The organism is Pseudomonas sp. PDM20 (assembly GCF_014852575.3).
Classification (GTDB): Bacteria; Pseudomonadota; Gammaproteobacteria; order Pseudomonadales; family Pseudomonadaceae; genus Pseudomonas.
In genome coordinates this window covers 250,271-265,663 of sequence record NZ_CM181224.1, presented here as the reverse complement: position 1 = coordinate 265,663, position 15,393 = coordinate 250,271, and the positions used below count along the sequence as shown (strand labels likewise).

The following is a 15,393-nucleotide window of genomic DNA, read 5'->3' as shown; positions in this document are numbered from 1 at the left end:
CCTTAGATGGCCGAGAACAGGACCTGGGTGAGTTCCTTGTCGGTGGTCATCACCTTGGTGTTCGCCTGGTAGTTGCGCTGGCCTTCCATGAGGCCCACCAGTTGCTGGGTGATGTCGACGTTGGAACCTTCCAGGTTGCCCGCCGACAGCGAGCCGAACTGGCCGATGCCGGGCACGCCGATCAGCGGGGCGCCGGAGGCGGAGGTCTCGGTCCAGGCGGTGCCGCTCTGGTTCTGCAGGCCGCCGCTGTTGATGAAGTTGGCCAGGGCGACCTGGCCCTGCAGCATGCGCTGGCCGTTGCTGTAGTTGACGTAGACCTTGCCGTCGTTCTCCACCGCGATGCCGGTCTGCTCGCCGGCGGCGTAGCCGGTGGTGCGGTTGGTGGTGACGACGAAGTCCGAGCCGTACTGGCTGGTGCCGGTGTAGTCCAGCGAGATGTTCATCGGGTCGACGCCGGGCAGGGTGAAGCCCACCGGCACCGAAGCGATCGGCGAGGACAGCGAGCCGTCCGGGGCGAAGGTCAGCGACTGGGTGGCGCCGACAGCGTTGCCATCCACCGCGTAATGCGCATCCCAGGTGTTGGTGCCGGTCAGCACGAAGTACTGGGTCAGGGTGTGCTCCTTGCCCTGGGAGTCGTAGACCTTGCTGGTGTAGGTGGAGTTGTAGGTCTCCACCTTCTGCGGGTCGAACGGCGAGACGGTCGGTACTGTCTCGTTGGAGTCGAGGTTGGCGACGAACTCCAGCTTGTCGGTGGCCTTGGCCGGCAGGTTGGCGGTCTTCACCTGCAGGTCGGAGACGGTGCCCACCAGCAGGTTGCCGGCGGCGTCGGTCGGGTAGCCCTGCAGGCGCTGGCCGGTGGCGTTGATCAGGTAGTTGGCGTTGTCCTGGCTGAACACGCCGGCGCGGGTGTACTGGGTGTCGCCGTTGCCGCTCTTGACCACGAAGAAGCCGCCGCCGGAGATGGCGAGGTCGAGCGCGCGGTTGGTCGACACCAGCGAACCGCCCTGGCTGATGCTCTGGGTGGTGCCGGCGACTTCCACGCCCATGCCCTTGCCGTCGGCGTAGACGCTGCCGAACTCGGTGCGCGAGGACTTGAAGCCCACGGTGCCGGAGTTGGCGATGTTGTTGCTGATGGTGTCCAGTTGCTGGGTGACGGCGTTCAGGCCGGTCAGGGCGATGTTGAAGCTCATGGCGTTATCTCATCCTAAGAGGGGGGAAGCAGGCGCTCAGGCGGCCTGGCCCTGACTGAATTCGACGATCTTGTAGAAGGGCACCGAACCTGCGCCCTCGACTTCCAGCACCGGGCCATCGGCGCTGACGCGGACGTTGTGCACCAGGCCGGACACCTCGATGCCCGGCGTCTCGCCGCTCTCGGTCTTCACCGCCAGGCTGTACTTGCCGGGCTTCAGGCCAAGCGCCTGCGGGTCCACGCTGAAGGGCACGGCACCGGCTTCCTGCGGGCCGAGGGTGATGTCGGTGCGCACGCCGTTGGCATCGGTGAGCTGCAGCACGGTGGTGGCCGAGGCGTGCTCCAGGGTGATCTGTCCGCTGACCTCGTCGCCGTCCAGCTGCAGGCTGTCGGCGCTGACCTTCACTTCCTGGCCGACGAGACCTGCGGCAGTGAGGGTCTGCAGGTTGTCCATCAGCACCAGGTTGTTCTGCTGCAGGGTGGTCATGTTCTGCATGCTCTTGACCTGCGCCATGGCCGAGTACTGGTTGATGAACTCGGTGCTGTCCACCGGCTTGGTCGGGTCCTGGTATTGCACCTGGGCGACCAGCAGGGTGATGAAGCTGTTCTCCATGTCGGTCAGTTCGCCGAGGTTGACCGCCTGTTTGGGCGTGTCGGTCGAGGTGCCGCTGGTGGTGGTGCCGGTGTCGTTGTTGACCGTGCTCATCAGGCGTCTCCCAGTTTCAGCAGGCTGGACTGCATGCTCTTCACACGGTTGAGCACTTCCACGCCGGTCTCGAAGCTGCGGGTGGCGGACATCATGTCGGTCATCTCTTCGATCTCGTTGACGTCGGGGTAGTAGACGTAGCCGGTGGCATCGGCCAGCGGGCTGCCCGGCTCGTAGCGGCGCTGCGGCGAGCGGCCGGAAGTCACCACGTCGAGCACCTGCACGTGGGCGCCGCCCATGCCGGCGCCACGGGTGAGCTGGTCGTTCTCGTAGACGGCGGCGAACATCGGCTTGCGCGCCTGGTACACGGCGTCTGGGCTGTTGGCGGCGGAGTCGGCGTTGGCCAGGTTGCTCGCCACGGTGTTCAGGCGCACGGTCTGCGCGTTCATCGACGAGCCGGCGATGCGGTAGATGGAATCGAATGCCATGGCGTCAGCGTCCTTCGATGGCCTGCTTGAGGCCGCGGAATTTCATGGTCAGGAAGGTCAGGCTGGTCTGGAAATCCATCGCGTTGCGCGAGAACTCCGCCTGCTCGGTGGACAGCTCCACGCTGTTGCCGTCCTGGGAAGGCTGGTTGGGGATGCGGTACTTCAGGTCAGGGCGCGCGGCGCTGGTGCTCGCCAGCAGCACGCTGGAGCTGTCCTGGCGCTGCATCTCGGCGGCGAAGTCGATGTCCCGCGCCTTGAAGCCGGGGGTGTCTTCGTTGGCCAGGTTGGAGGCCAGGATTTCGCTGCGCTGCATGTGCAGCGAGAGGGCTCTCTCGTGGATACCCAGGGTCTCGTCAAACCGTATACTCATTCGCGCAACCCGCTCTCGTCGTTCGGCCATCTTTCGGTGTGCGCAGCGACAGAGCACAAAGCATGCCCACCCCGGAATATCGCTTCATGTCGTTGATTTACAAGGCTTTACGCGCGACGCGAAACAGCGCGTGCAACGCGGCTTTTCCGCTTTCGACGCACCGCGCGGCGGGATGCGGAAAGGCTCTTTCCGCCTGCTTCCTCCTGCTGCTTCCCGCCCTGGCACAAGCCCAGGATGCGCGCGCGCAACTCGACGCCGCCGCGCAGCAGCAGGTCGCTGCCGAGCTGAAGGAAGCCGCGCGCAAGGCCGGCTGGAAAGGCATGACTTTCACCGTGAACAACAACCTGCCCAACAGCCTGGGCAAGCTCGCCGCCTGCTCCGCCGACCCGCAGCTGCGTGCGCTCGAAGCGCCTGCCGCGGTCAGTGCGCGACGGCGTTTCGAAGCCTCCTGCAAAGGGCAGTCCGGCTGGCCGGTGACCTTCATCAGCCAGCCCACGGTGTACCTGCCGACCGTGGTCGCCAGCGGCGAGATCGCGCGCGGCCAGACGCTGGACGCGGCGCAACTCAAGCTCGCGCCGGTGGAACTCGGCAAGAGCTCGCGGGGCTACTTCACCGATATCGCCGAGGTGGCCGGCAAGACGGCCCGCCGCCGCATTCGCGCCGACCAGCCGCTGACGCCGGCACTGCTCGATGGAGCAATGCTGGTGCGGCGCGGCCAGCAGGTGAAGATCGTCGCCAGCCAGGACGGCATCCAGGCCAGCGCCGTCGGCGAGGCGCTGGCCAACGGCAAGCAGGACGAAGTGATCCGCGTGAAGAACCTGCGCAGCCAGAAGATCATCGAGGCGAAGGTGACGGCGTCAGGCGAGGTGAGCAGCATCTTCTGATGCTGCACCCGCTCACTGCCTACCCCCCCTGCAGGACGGTCGCGGTCACGGCCCGTTCCTACAGTGATGCGCTGCGGTCACCGCGGCCCAGCGAGCCCGGCAGCGCGACGATGGCTTCGGGCGCAGCAGCCGGCGCGGCAAACGTGGTCACCTCCACCAGCCGCCGCGCGTGGATGCTCGGCGCCGGCAGCACCGGCGCATCCAGCGGCGCCTCGCGGAAGCAGCGCAGGTGGTTGGCGACCATGTCGTAGCCGGACAGGTGGCTGAAGGCGATCCCGCCGGAGAAGCGCGGGTTGACGTCCATCAGCAGCGCCTCGCCGTCCTGCACCAGGAACTCCATGTTGATGCAGCCGTTCACATCCAGCACACGGGCGACCTGTCCGGCCATCTCGAGCAGTTGCGGATCGGCCAGCATGCGCACGGTCAGGCCCGCGCCAGTCGGCGTGCGCACCAGCTCCTGGCGCGCCATGGCCGCCCAGTCGCCGGTGCTCCGCTGGCGCACCACGTCCACCACGCAGACCTCACCCGGCAGCAGTGGCTGCACGATGTAGTCGCGGTCCGAGAAACGCTTGTGCACGTAGTGCAGGAAATCCGCGTCGCGCACCTGCATCAGCCCTTCGCAGTTACGCCCGTCGCGCGGCTTGGCGATCAGCGGCAGGTCCAGCCCCGGTACGGGCAGGTCTTCCAGGCGCCAGGTGGGAATGGTGCGGATCAGCGCATCGTTGCGGAAGGCCTGGTGCACCAGCCACTTGTCGCGGGCGACGCGAATGGTCTCCAGCGGCTGCATGCACAGCGTGATGCCGCGTTCGGCGAACGCCTCGTGGTGCAGCGCAAAGGCATCGACCTCGGGGTCGATCAGCGGCACCACATGGGTCACCTGCTCGGCTTCGCAGATCCTGAGGATGCGCTCCACATACTCGGTAACATTTCTCGCCGCCGGAACCCGATGGAAGGTATCCAGCAAGGCGGAGGTAGTGCACCAGTCGCGGGGTTGGGTATTGGTCCCCACCACCCGCGCGCCCCAGTGCTCGCGCAGCGATGAGATCACCGATTCGGCGGAGTAGGAGCCGATGGCGGTGACCAGGCAGGTAAACCGGAAACCACCCGCCGGGCCGTTCAAGACGCAGCCCCGCCGGTGATTTGCGGAAAGAGAGTGTTCATTGCTTCATGGCCCCGTGAAGATTCGACTGCTTACGCCCAAACACTCCGTTGCCGTACGACATTCCCGAAGGAATAGAGCAAGCGTAGCCGCGAACCGGCGCTCCGGAGTGGTTACCCCGGAGCGCCTGGGGGATTTCCGACGGGGGTCAGGTCCACCAGTAGCGGACGAAATGGAAGAACACCGGCGCGGCGAAACACACCGAGTCCAGGCGGTCGAGCATGCCGCCGTGGCCTTCGATCATGTGGCCCCAGTCCTTCACCCCACGGTCGCGCTTGATCGCCGACATCACCAGCCCGCCGAAGAAACCGAGGATGTTGATCATCAGGGCGATCAGCAGCGCCTGCCAGAAGCTGAAGGGCGTGATCCACCACAGTGCGCCGCCGATCAGTGTGGCCAGCGTGACGCCGCCGATGAAGCCTTCCAGGGTCTTGGACGGCGACAGGTTCGGCGCGATCTTGCGCTTGCCCATGAGCTTGCCGCAGACGTACTGCAACACGTCGGACAGCTGCACGACGATGACCAGGAAGGCGATCAGCAGCAGGTTGCGCCCTTCGTAGCCGGCGATCTCCAGGGTCAGCAGCGCCGGCACGTAGGAGATGCAGAACACCGCCAGCATCAGCGCCCACTGCACCTTCGAGGCGCGCTCGAGGAAGTGCTTGGAGTCACCGCCCAGCGAGGCGAGGATCGGCAGCAGCAGGAACACATAGACCGGGATGAAGATGGAGAACAGCCCGTACCAGCCGATGCCGATCAGCAGGTACTGCATCGGCAGCACGAAGTAGAACGCCGCCACCAGCGCCGGATAGTCGCTGCGCCGGGTCGGCATCAGGGTGAGGAATTCGCGCAGGGCGTAGAACGACACCCCGTAGAACAGCAGGATCACCGCCCAGTGGCCAAGGGCGAAGGCGCAGCCGATCACCGCGACCATCACCCACCAGGCGTTGATCCGCGCGTTGAGGTTGTCGATCACCGCGTGCGGTCCGGGCGGCGCTTTCCAGCGCAGCACCGCGCCGACCAGCGAGGCGAGGACGAGGATGGCGCCGATACCACCGAAGAGCAGCCAGGTCTGGTTCATCTCAGCGACCCTCCGGCGCGGCGAGCTTGAGCAACGCTTCGCGGGCGCGTTCGAGGAAGGCGTCCTTGGCCTCGCCCTCCTCCACCGCCAGCGGTGCGCCGAAGCTCAGGGTGCACAGCAGCGGCAAGGGCAGCGCGCGGCCCTTGGGCATCACGCGGTTGAGGTTGTCCAGCCACACCGGCACCAGCTCCACCTGCGGATGGGCCCTGGACAGGTGATAGATGCCGCTCTTGAAGGGCAGCAGGTGCACATCCTCGTCGAGGTTGCGGGTGCCTTCGGGGAAGAGGATCAGCGAGTCGCCGTCGGCCAGGGCGCGCTCCACCGGCTCCAGCGGGTTGCCGCCCTCGGCACCGCGCGTGCGGTCGATCAGCACGCCGTGGAACACGCGGTTGATGATGAAGCCACGCAGGCCGCCCTTGCCCCAGTAGTCCATGCCTGCCACCGGCCGCGTGCGCGAGCGCAGCTCCGGCGGCAGCGAGGCCCAGAGCAGGACGAAATCGCCATGGCTGCTGTGGTTGGCGTAGTAGATGCGCTGTGCCGGGATCGGCGTGGTGCCGATCCACAGGCTGCGCAGGCCGGTCACCGCACGGGCGCCGGCGATGATGGCGTAGGCGCAGAGTCGTTCCAGCATTGCGGGTACGTTCCTCAGGATTGGAAAGTCAGGGTGATCAGGCACAGCAGCGCAATGAGCCACTGGGCGGCGCAGAGCTGCACCTGCCGGCGCAACAGGGCGAGCGCGCCACGGCTGCGCTCGCTCCAGGGACGGCCGGTCTTGTCCGCCGACACACCGGCGTAGGTCGCCAGGGCGTCGTCCAGCTGCCGGGTTTTCTCCGCCAGCGCCTCTCCGGCGTTGGCCATGGCTTCGAACAGGTCGGCGTCCAGTGCCACGCGCATGGCATAGAACTTCTGCACCAGCCCGAGCAGCACCAGCAACGCCATGCTCAGGCTGAACGCCAGGGTGGCGCTGGCCATCAGCACGCCGTAGAAACCCAGGGCCAGCGCCAGCACGGTAAGCGCCGAGGACAGGCCATTGAGACTGCTGCCACGGCGCAGCAGGCTGGCCACCAGGATCAGGGCCGGATCAACCGACATGACTCACCTCCTGTGACAGGTTCGGCTGGCCGGCGATCTGCGCCAGCACCGCCAGTTGTTCGGCCTTGAGCACCACCTGCGGACGCGCGTGGCGAACCTGCGCCAGCGCATCCTCGAGCGTGGCCGCACGGCCGGAAATCAGCAGCCAGGCCGCCACCAGCGTGGCGCTGCGCGAGTAGCCCAGCGCGCAACAGACCAGCACCGGGCCTTCGGCGTGCATTCGCTGGATCAGCTCCGCGCCTTGCCGGCACTGCGCGACGCTGGGCGCTACCAGGTCGAGCAGCGGCAGGCACTCGTAGCGTCGGCTCAGCGCAGTGCAGGGCAGCTCGGCGCACAGGTCGAGGATCGCCAGGCTCGGCAGATGCCGGGGCTGGTACCAGTCCGGCAAGCGCCCGAGCCAGAGCCCCGGCAGCACTTCATCCGGCTGCGGATGGCGGCGCGTCCACCAGCGCGCGTTGAGCCACGCGCCCAGCCAGTAGGGCGCCAGCAGCCAGGAGACCGCCACCGAATGGCGACCGTCCAGGCGCTTCTGGAAGCCCACCGTGCCGATCGCCAGGTAGCACAACGCGACCAGCGTCAGGGATACCGCCGGCCAGCACAGCCAGAGCCACAGGCCGCCGCCGGCCAGCGCCAGCCCCAGACAGAGCAACGCGCCGACGCCGTAGAGGGCCGCCAGCCGGCGCCGCTGCGGGTCGCCGCTGAGGCTCCACGCCTGCAGCGGCGAGCGAACCTCTCGTGGCCACAGCCAGACGCAGAAGAAGCCCAGCAGCGCACCGGTCGGCACATCGATGAAATGGTGTTGCCAGGTGGTCAGCACCGACAGCCCGATCAGCGCGAACCAGCCGTGCAGCAACCAGCGCCATGCGCCGCTGGCGTAACGACCGTAGGCGACCCAGAGGATCACCAGCAGGGCGATATGCAGTGAAGGCGCCTGGTTGAAGGGCTTGTCGAAACCCATCAACAGGTCGAACAGCGCACCGAAGACGCCCTCCAGCATCGGTCGCTCGAAGCTGAAGCGCAGCGGGAACAGCAGGAAACAGGTCACCGCGACAACCTGCGCGGTGAGCAGGCGCAGGGCATGGCAGTCCAGCCCGCGGCGGGTACGCGGCAGCAGGAAGGACAGCCCGTACAGCAGGTCGATCGACCAGTACGGGATGATCGTCCAGGGCCACAGCGGCGTGCCGCGCTCCCAGTCGAACACCAGCACGCCGACCGATTCGCGCTGCCCCGCCACCCAGTTGGCGAAGCCATAGCTGAGGAAGAAGAACGGCCCAAGGAACAGCAGCCAGATCACCGCCCTCCGCAGGACACCGGGGTCGCGCGCCGGCATCGACGCCATCAGCTGCGCTCCCGGCGGGCCAGGGAGACGGTGAAGATGCCGTCCTCGTCGATGCGCTGGGCCAGCTTGCGGAAGCCGGCGGTGGCCACCAGCTGGTCCATCTCCCCTTGCGTACGGCGGCGCATCACCCAGGCCTGCCCGGCGCGGTGGCTGGTGAGGGCACGGGCTATCAGCTCCAGCTGCGGGTGCCAGGGCTGGCCGGTGTAGATCAGGTAGCCGCCCTCTTCCACCGCCTCGCCCAGCCCGGCCAGCGAACCGCTGACCATGGCATTGTCAGCGAACAGCTCGTAGAGACCGGAGACCACCGCCAGCGTCGGCTTCGGCTCGACGGCGGCAAGGTCGGCGCCATCGAAGGCGTCGCCCTGCACGAAGCGGGCGCGCTCCTTCAGGCCCAGGCGCTCGATCAGCGCCGAGCCCTCGCGCACGTTCAGCTCGCTGTAGTCGCGCAGCAGCACACTTTCGGGCAGCGCCTCGAGGCCCTGCAGTGCTTCGAGGATGTAGCGCCCGTGGCCGGCGGCGATGTCGAGGATGCGTACCTCGCGGCCCTGCTCGCGCAGGCTGGCCATGGCCAGGCGCAGCAGCTCCTCGATGTTCACCTTGCGCTGGCGGATGCCGCGCCAGCCGGCGGACTCCAGGTAGGTGCGATCGATCATCCGGCCCACCGGCCCCGCCCCGGCGGGCCGGTTGCGGTAGACGTAGTCCAGGGTGCTGCCGGAGTCGAAGCCGGTCTGGAAGCCGAGGTTGATTCCGTCGGACAGCAGTCGGCCGAGGCGCATGTTGGCGCGGGTCGCACGCCAGTAGAGATCGCGGATCGACCAGGCGGGCAGCGGCGTCGCCAGTGCTTCCGCTTCGGCGCAGGTGTAGCCGAAGCGGTCGGCGCCGCGCAGGTCGGCGCGCTCGGGCTGGCGGGCGAAGCACTCGAGGATGAAGCGCCGCGCGCGGGTGGTCGCCTGCTCGCGGTTCAGCTCGCCAAGGGTGTCGTGGAAGAAGCCGGGCAGGATGTGCAGTTCCTTGCGCGCCGTGCCGAGGTTGTCGAAGAAGCGCTGCTGCGGCTTGCGGTGCACCACGAAGTCGGAACCGGAGATCAGCACTTGCGTCGGCACCTGGATCGCCTGCGCATCGGCCACCACACGGTCGGCCGCTTCGTACAGGCCCAGCAGTACGTTTACCGAGATGGCCTTGGCGATCAGCGGGTCGCTGTCATAGGAGGCGATGCGCTCGGGGTCGTGGGTGAGGAATTTCGCCTTCACATAGCTGTTGACGAAGAAGTTGCCGCGCCACCAGCGCGCCAGCTTCAGGCCCGGCCGGGCGAAAGGTACGTAGAGCTTGACCTTGAACGCCGGCGAGGCGAGCACCAGGCTGCGGATCGGCGGCGCGTAGTCGTGCACCCAGGTGGAGGCGACCACCGCGCCGACACTCTGCGCCACCACCGCCATGTCGCTGATAGCGATGCCGTAGGTCGAGGCGATGTGCTCGACGAAGGTCTGCACGTCACGCACGCTGGTGCCGAAGCTCGGGCTGTCGCCGCGCGCGCCGGGCGACTGGCCGTGGCCGCGGGCATCCCAGGCGAAGACGTCGAAGCCGGGCAGGTCGAGTTCGTCGGCCAGGTGGCCGATGCGCCCGGAATGCTCATGGCCGCGATGGAACAGCAACACCGCGCGGCGCGGCGCGTCGCTGCCGGCAGCGGCCGGCCAGTGGCGGTAGAACAGCTCGACGCCGTCATGGGTAACGAAGTGGTGATTCGAAGACTCGCGCATAACTTCCTCTGTTCGATGGCTTGCGGGACTGTCCGGTCCCCGTCCTGACAGGCTGGCCTCGGCTCAGGCCTGCGATTCCTTCTGCTCGGCCAGCCCCTGGCGCACCCGGTTGACGATAGTCAGCACCAGCAGCAGTGCCAGCAGCACCAGCAGCGGGTTCAGCCAGACCAGCGGCAACTGCCCGGCGGCCACGGCCGCGCCGAAAACGCCGAAGCACAGTGCGCGGTCGCTCTTGCCCATGGGCCCGTCGTAGCGCCGCGAAGCACCCACCATCACCCCGAGCACGCCGGCGTACTCGCTGATCACCGCGAGCAGGACCACCAGCACCACCAGCGCCGGGCTCACGCCCGGCAGCAGGGCGAATGGCAGGTACAGCGCGCTGTCGGCAATCACGTCGGTGAGTTCGTTGAGGTAGGCGCCCAGCTTCGACTGCTGGCCGAACTCGCGGGCGAGCATGCCGTCCATGGCGTTGAGCGCCATGCGCAGGAACATCCACAGGGGGATCAGCAGAAATATCCAGGCGTGGCCGGCCAGCAGCGCGACCGTGAGCGCCACCAGCAGCGAAATGCCGCAGGCAGCCAGCGTCACCTGGTTGGCGGTGACGCCGCGCTCGTACAGGCGGGTGACCAGGGGGCGGAGCAGGTTCTGGAAACGGGACTTGAGCTGGTAGACGGAGATCATGAGGTTCCTTTCTCACAGTTCGCAACGAGGGATTCGGTCGAACGATCCACAGCCTTGTGGACCCGAGGAGCTTAGCTGCACCCCGGCACCTGGGCTGTCAGATATGTCTCAACAACATAGATGACCGATCCTGAGCCAAAGGACACATGCTGTAGGCCATCGATACCCGCGCGGCGCTGGCCGGTATCGTCGGAATCCCCGCGCCAAATTTTTTTCATCCGCCCTTAATCCTCCCCTGCGAGCTGTCGCCTTACCTCTTCAGCAGGCACAACGCCGGCTTCATTCAGCTCATACAGGAAGTCCACCATGGCCTTGTCGATTCAAACCAACTACTCCTCCCTGATCACCCAGACCAGCCTGAGCAAGACCAACGGCCAGCTGGCTACTTCGCAGCAGCGCCTGGGCACCGGCCTGCGCATCAACTCCGCCGCCGACGACGCCGCCGGCCTGCAGATCGCCACCCGCCTGAATGCCCAGACCCGCGGCATGAACATGGCCATGCGCAACACCAGCGATGCCGTCTCCATGCTGCAGACCGGCGAAGGCGCCTTCAGCGAAGCCACCGACATCCTGCAGCGCATGAAGGACCTGGCCACCCAGTCCGCCAACGGCACCAACTCCGACAAGGACCTGGACGCCCTGAAGTCCGAGTTCGACGAGCTGGGCAAAGAGCTGACCAACATTGTCACCAACACCAAGTACGCTGGCGACAGCCTGTTCGGTACCGGTGGCAAGCTGGCGGCCGACATCAAGTTCCAGATCGGCTCCGACTCCGCTGAAGTGATGACCGTTGCCGCTGCCGACACCGACATCGCCGCCACCGTCACCGCGCTGGGCACCACCGTCCAGGCTCTGGACCCGAAAGCCGGCGCCGCTGCCGCCATCGACGGTCTGAACGACGCCCTGGACCAGGTCGGCAAGACCCGCGCTGCCTTCGGTGCCGCGATCAACCGTCTGGGCCACACCTCCAACAACCTGGCCAACATGAAGGACAACACCGACATGGCCAAGGGCCGCATCATGGACGCCGATTTCGCCAGCGAAACCGCCAACATGACCAAGAGCTCCATGCTGATGCAGTCCGGCATCTCCATGCTCAAGCAAGCTGGCCAGATGCCCAGCATGATCATGGGCCTGCTGGGCTAAGCCCCGGCCAGCGCGAGGCGCCCCCCGCCTCGCGCGCCCTGATCCGCCATCGCCCCGCCCCGGCGGGGCGTTGTGCTGTCTGCGGGTACGCTGACAGACGGCGTTGCGACCACCGGTCGCGGCGCAGCCCCTCTGCGCCAGTGGTTTCGAGGCTTGTGTGAAAATTGCAAGCACGAGTGTGCAAAATTCAGAACTTGCACCCACATTTTTCTGACGTCAAAATAATGCCTCTGCCTCCATGGACAAATGGAGTTTCCCCGCGACCGTCAAGGGAGCGGCTCGCAAGGGCAAGATGAACACACTCACTTCCACGCCAGCGGACAGTCGGCCGATCGCCTGCCTGACCCTCCGTACCGGGCGTTCCGATTGCGTCGCGCAGTTCTATCCCGCGCTCTATCAACTCGACCTCGACCGTGACGGCCAGGTAGAGCGCATCGACCTGGGCTTTTCCGGCAGCCGCGTGCTCGAACGCCTGCTGCAGAGCCCGGGCGACGTGGTGGCGCGCGATGAGCTGCTGACCCATGCGTGGTCCGACCGGGTGGTCGGCCAGGGCAGCCTGAACCAGCAGATCTACACCCTGCGCCAGGTGCTGGCGGACGAGAAGCAGCGGCAGATCATCCAGACGCTGCCGCGTCGTGGCTACATGTTCAACCCGCAGTACCTGATCGGCCAGGCCAGCGAGCCGGACGCGGAAATCACCGACGCCACCCCGGAAGTCATTCCGCTGGAAGAGCTCGTTCCCGTCCCCGGGCTGCGACCGCCGAATCTGCGGCGCCTGAAACTCGCCGCCGCCAGCCTCTGCATCCTCGGCCTGCTGGTCCTCTCCGGCGCCTTCTACTACACCCAGGTTCGCAGCCCGGTCCTCACCGCCGAACAGAACCTCGGCTCCCTGCAGATCACCTACGTCGAAGACAACGAACAGGACCTGCAGCGGCTGATCAGCAACACCCGCCCCCTGGCCCATCAACTGGCCGACCTGGCCAGCCGCCCCATCGGCCTCATGCTGCACATGACCTCGGGCTTCTACGAACTGGTCTGCGTGCAACCCGGAGGCAATTCCAACTGGCTGCTGATCCATGAAAGCCAGGTCGCCCGGATTCCCCAGGAGCAGCTGCGCAAGTGCCTGAACTGAACCTACGCCGCCAGGTCGGCGCGGCCCGCCGCTGCCTGGTGATCTCGCTGTTCGGCGTGATCTGCCTGACCCTGGCGCTGGGCATGCTGTGGAAGCACGCCCACAACACCTCGGCCATCGACGGCCGCTACGCCTCCTCCGGGCAGGTGGTGCTGGGCAACGGCAAGGTGCTGGAGATCGCCCAGACCACCATGTTCCACGAGGGGCGCTTCTACTCGATGATCCAGCAGGACGCCAACATCCTCGAAGTCTCGGGCCTGGTCGGCAACGACCTGGGCGGGCGCTTCCAGTTGCAGGTGGAGGAGAACAGCATCAGCAACCTGCAGGCCGACAGTGGCCTGGACAGCGAGCTGATCTTCAACCTGCTCTACGGCCGCCAGCGCGGCGCCCGCATCACCCTCGAACCCCTGGGCGGCTGCCTTTATGGCGTTGAAACCCGCCAGGTGTTCTGTCCGCGCCAACTGCGCAATCGCTGAGTCTTCTCAGAGCTTCAATGTCGGCTCCGCCGCCCTGGAGGGAGCCGTTGCTTCGAGCGCCGCTGAAGCCGGCGCCTTCACCTCCGTCTCCTGCTGCGGCTGCGGCTGCGGCTGCGGCTGCGGCTGCGGCTGCGGCTGCGGCTCGATGAGCTTCGCGCCTGACTCCGAGTAGTGCACCTGGGCATAGCTCTCGCCGAAGATCTCGCGGTACAGGCTCTCCGCGCGCTGGGTCAGCAGGAGGATTTCGATACGCCGGTTGGCGCCGTTCTTCGGGTCCTCCGGGCGCAGCGGCATGACGTCGGCCTGGGCCGCCACCTGCAACACATGCGCGGCCGGCAGGCCGCTGTCGACCATCACGTTGCGCGCGCGCAGGGCGCGGTCGCCGGAGAGGTTCCAGTTGTTGTAGCCATCCGGCCGACGGTACTGCACGGCATCGGTGTGGCCACTGAGGATCAGCTTGTTCTGCACCTTGGCCAGCACGCCGGACAGCGCGCCGAGCAGGGTCTGGAAGTGCGGGTCGAGGGTGGCCTGGCCGCGGGCGAACATGAAGCGCTGCTGGTCGTCCTTGATCAGGATGCGCAGCCCCTGCGGCACCACCGTCACTTCGATGTTGGCCAGCGCGTCGACCTTGCCGGACACCTCGCGGATCAGTTCGGCCAGCTCGCGCAGGTCCTCGTTGCTGTCGTACTGACGACCTTCGCCGTCCTGCTGCACGCTGGAATCCTTCGCCTGCTCGCTGGCCTTGCCCTGTTTGCCGGCGTCGAGCGCAAGCTGCGGCGCGGGCTTCTCCGGCGTCTTGATCGGCTGCGGCATGCCGTCCAGCTCGACGGGAGTGCGGCTGGCGCCGTCGAACACGCCGGCACCGCCATCGACCACCGGGTTGGCATCCTGGTCGCCCACCGCCACCGGTTGCGGTTCGGTCTGCGGGTGGACGATCCACAGCACCATGAACAGCGCCATCATCGCCAGGGTGAAGTCGGCGAAGGCTACTTTCCAGGCACCGCCGTGTTCATCATCGTGGCCCTTCTTGCTGCGGCGCTTGATGATGACTTCGCTGTGCTTGTCGGCACGTTTCTTCATGCTGCGTCCCGCTCTTCCTCATAGCGGGTGACCCAGGTCTCCAGCTGCTTGAAGGCCGGCTTCACGTCCTGCTCGATCAGCTTGCGACCAGCGTCCACCGCCAGCAGCGTGGGCTTGCCGGCAACGTGGGCGACCAGCGTGGTCCGCACGCATTCCAGCGCCGACAGCTCGGTCTTCACGCGCTGCGACATGGCGTTGGACAGCGGGTCCATCAGGCAGTAGCAGACGAAGATGCCGAAGAAGGTACCCACCAGCGCGGCGGCCACGTGGGCGCCGATCTCGGCCACCGAGCCACCGATGTTGCCCATGGTGATGATGATGCCGAGGATCGCCGCGAGGATGCCGAAACCGGGCATCGCCTCGCCGACCTTGTGCAGCGACTTGGACGGCTGCAGCAGGGCGTGCTCCATGGCGTCCAGTTCCTGTTCGAGGAAGCCTTCGAGCTCGTGGGCGCTGATCTTGCCCATGGCCATCAGGCGGAAGTTGTCGGCGATGAACGCCATCAGGTTCTTTTCCTGGAGGATCAGCGGGTAGCGGGCGAACAGGTCGCTCTGGTCCGGCTCCTCGATGTGTGCGTCGAGCACCTTCAGGCCACCGACGTCGACCATCTCCAGCAGCTCGTAGAGAAGCATCAGCAGTTGACGCTGGAACTCTTCGCCACGGCGTTTGAAGACGAATACGCCCTTGATCTGCGAGCACATCTCCAGCAGCACTTCGCGCGGGTTGGCGACGACCAGCGTGCCCAGGCCCGCGCCGAGGATGATGAGCATCTCCGCCGGCTGCCAGAGTGCGCGCATGTCGCCATGGGCCATGGCGTAGCCGCCGAGCACGGCGGCGATGATGATCAGGGCGCCGATGATTTTCTGCATGGTTATG

The 15,393-nt window shown here is 66.7% G+C and carries 17 protein-coding genes; 4 read left to right on the top strand and 13 right to left on the bottom strand.

Annotated features, from left to right (window positions below; translation table 11 throughout):
• Nucleotides 1–2: 2 nt before the first annotated feature.
• Genes flgE through flgB form a run of 4 tightly spaced genes read right to left on the bottom strand, consistent with a single transcriptional unit; the run spans nt 3 to nt 2,693 of the window.
• Nucleotides 3–1,190: a flagellar hook protein FlgE gene (gene flgE / locus IB261_RS01295; RefSeq protein ID WP_192210435.1), complete on the bottom strand. Its 1,188-nt coding sequence runs from the start codon at nt 1,188–1,190 to the stop codon at nt 3–5.
• A gap of 36 nt (nt 1,191–1,226) precedes the next feature.
• Entirely contained in the window at nt 1,227–1,895 is a 669-nt protein-coding gene (locus IB261_RS01290) for a flagellar hook capping FlgD N-terminal domain-containing protein (RefSeq protein ID WP_081518766.1), read from the bottom strand.
• On the bottom strand, nt 1,895–2,323 hold the full coding sequence (gene flgC, locus IB261_RS01285; RefSeq protein ID WP_081518767.1) for a flagellar basal body rod protein FlgC: 429 nt from the start codon (nt 2,321–2,323) through the stop codon (nt 1,895–1,897). Before flgC ends, IB261_RS01290 begins: the two co-directional genes overlap by 1 nt.
• A 4-nt stretch (nt 2,324–2,327) precedes the next feature.
• Nucleotides 2,328–2,693: a flagellar basal body rod protein FlgB gene (gene flgB / locus IB261_RS01280; protein ID WP_081518768.1), complete on the bottom strand. Its 366-nt coding sequence runs from the start codon at nt 2,691–2,693 to the stop codon at nt 2,328–2,330.
• A gap of 86 nt (nt 2,694–2,779) precedes the next feature.
• Here flgB and flgA point away from each other — a divergent pair, with 86 nt between their 5' ends.
• The gene (gene flgA, locus IB261_RS01275) at nt 2,780–3,577 is read left to right on the top strand and encodes a flagellar basal body P-ring formation chaperone FlgA (RefSeq protein ID WP_192383398.1); all 798 of its coding nucleotides are present in this window, start codon (nt 2,780–2,782) and stop codon (nt 3,575–3,577) included.
• Between the two features lie 58 nt (nt 3,578–3,635).
• On the opposite strand, the gene IB261_RS01270 is transcribed toward flgA, so the two are convergent.
• The 7 genes from IB261_RS01270 to IB261_RS01240 all read right to left on the bottom strand — a co-directional run bounded on the left by IB261_RS01270 (nt 3,636) and on the right by IB261_RS01240 (nt 10,683).
• Nucleotides 3,636–4,697, bottom strand: a complete 1,062-nt coding sequence (locus IB261_RS01270; protein WP_192383399.1) for an ATP-grasp domain-containing protein — start codon at nt 4,695–4,697, stop codon at nt 3,636–3,638.
• A 187-nt stretch (nt 4,698–4,884) separates the two neighbouring features.
• The gene (locus IB261_RS01265; protein ID WP_151188978.1) at nt 4,885–5,814 is read right to left on the bottom strand and encodes a phosphatidate cytidylyltransferase; all 930 of its coding nucleotides are present in this window, start codon (nt 5,812–5,814) and stop codon (nt 4,885–4,887) included.
• A gap of 1 nt (nt 5,815) precedes the next feature.
• Complete coding sequence (locus tag IB261_RS01260) at nt 5,816–6,445, bottom strand: lysophospholipid acyltransferase family protein (RefSeq protein WP_192383400.1); 630 nt, start codon at nt 6,443–6,445, stop codon at nt 5,816–5,818.
• Nucleotides 6,446–6,459: 14 nt separating this feature from the next.
• Entirely contained in the window at nt 6,460–6,906 is a 447-nt protein-coding gene (locus tag IB261_RS01255; protein WP_081518773.1) for a hypothetical protein, read from the bottom strand.
• Nucleotides 6,896–8,236: a phosphatase PAP2/dual specificity phosphatase family protein gene (locus tag IB261_RS01250; RefSeq protein WP_192383568.1), complete on the bottom strand. Its 1,341-nt coding sequence runs from the start codon at nt 8,234–8,236 to the stop codon at nt 6,896–6,898. Before IB261_RS01250 ends, IB261_RS01255 begins: the two co-directional genes overlap by 11 nt.
• Nucleotides 8,237–8,244: 8 nt before the next feature.
• Nucleotides 8,245–10,002: a bifunctional alpha/beta hydrolase/class I SAM-dependent methyltransferase gene (locus tag IB261_RS01245; RefSeq protein ID WP_192383401.1), complete on the bottom strand. Its 1,758-nt coding sequence runs from the start codon at nt 10,000–10,002 to the stop codon at nt 8,245–8,247.
• A 63-nt stretch (nt 10,003–10,065) separates the two neighbouring features.
• A complete protein-coding gene (locus IB261_RS01240) occupies nt 10,066–10,683 on the bottom strand; it encodes a CDP-alcohol phosphatidyltransferase family protein (RefSeq protein WP_081518775.1) in 618 nt (205 codons plus the stop codon).
• A 306-nt stretch (nt 10,684–10,989) separates the two neighbouring features.
• Between IB261_RS01240 and lafA the strand changes: the two genes are divergently transcribed.
• From lafA to IB261_RS01225, 3 genes are all read left to right on the top strand, one after another.
• Nucleotides 10,990–11,829 carry a lateral flagellin LafA gene (lafA, locus tag IB261_RS01235; protein WP_081518776.1) on the top strand — a complete coding sequence of 280 codons (840 nt, stop codon included), beginning with the start codon at nt 10,990–10,992 and terminating at the stop codon, nt 11,827–11,829.
• Nucleotides 11,830–12,121: 292 nt separating this feature from the next.
• On the top strand, nt 12,122–12,961 hold the full coding sequence (locus IB261_RS01230) for a winged helix-turn-helix domain-containing protein (protein WP_167523247.1): 840 nt from the start codon (nt 12,122–12,124) through the stop codon (nt 12,959–12,961).
• Nucleotides 12,949–13,437, top strand: coding sequence for a hypothetical protein (locus tag IB261_RS01225; protein WP_192383402.1), 489 nt, complete (start codon nt 12,949–12,951; stop codon nt 13,435–13,437). The genes IB261_RS01230 and IB261_RS01225 overlap by 13 nt, the downstream gene beginning before the upstream one ends.
• A 6-nt stretch (nt 13,438–13,443) precedes the next feature.
• Here the strand turns inward: IB261_RS01225 and IB261_RS01220 are convergent, their stop codons facing one another.
• Together IB261_RS01220 and motA are read right to left on the bottom strand one after the other, a co-directional pair.
• On the bottom strand, nt 13,444–14,517 hold the full coding sequence (locus IB261_RS01220) for an OmpA family protein (protein ID WP_192383403.1): 1,074 nt from the start codon (nt 14,515–14,517) through the stop codon (nt 13,444–13,446).
• Nucleotides 14,514–15,386 carry a flagellar motor stator protein MotA gene (motA, locus tag IB261_RS01215; RefSeq protein ID WP_081518779.1) on the bottom strand — a complete coding sequence of 291 codons (873 nt, stop codon included), beginning with the start codon at nt 15,384–15,386 and terminating at the stop codon, nt 14,514–14,516. The genes IB261_RS01220 and motA overlap by 4 nt, the downstream gene beginning before the upstream one ends.
• Nucleotides 15,387–15,393: the final 7 nt, after the last annotated feature.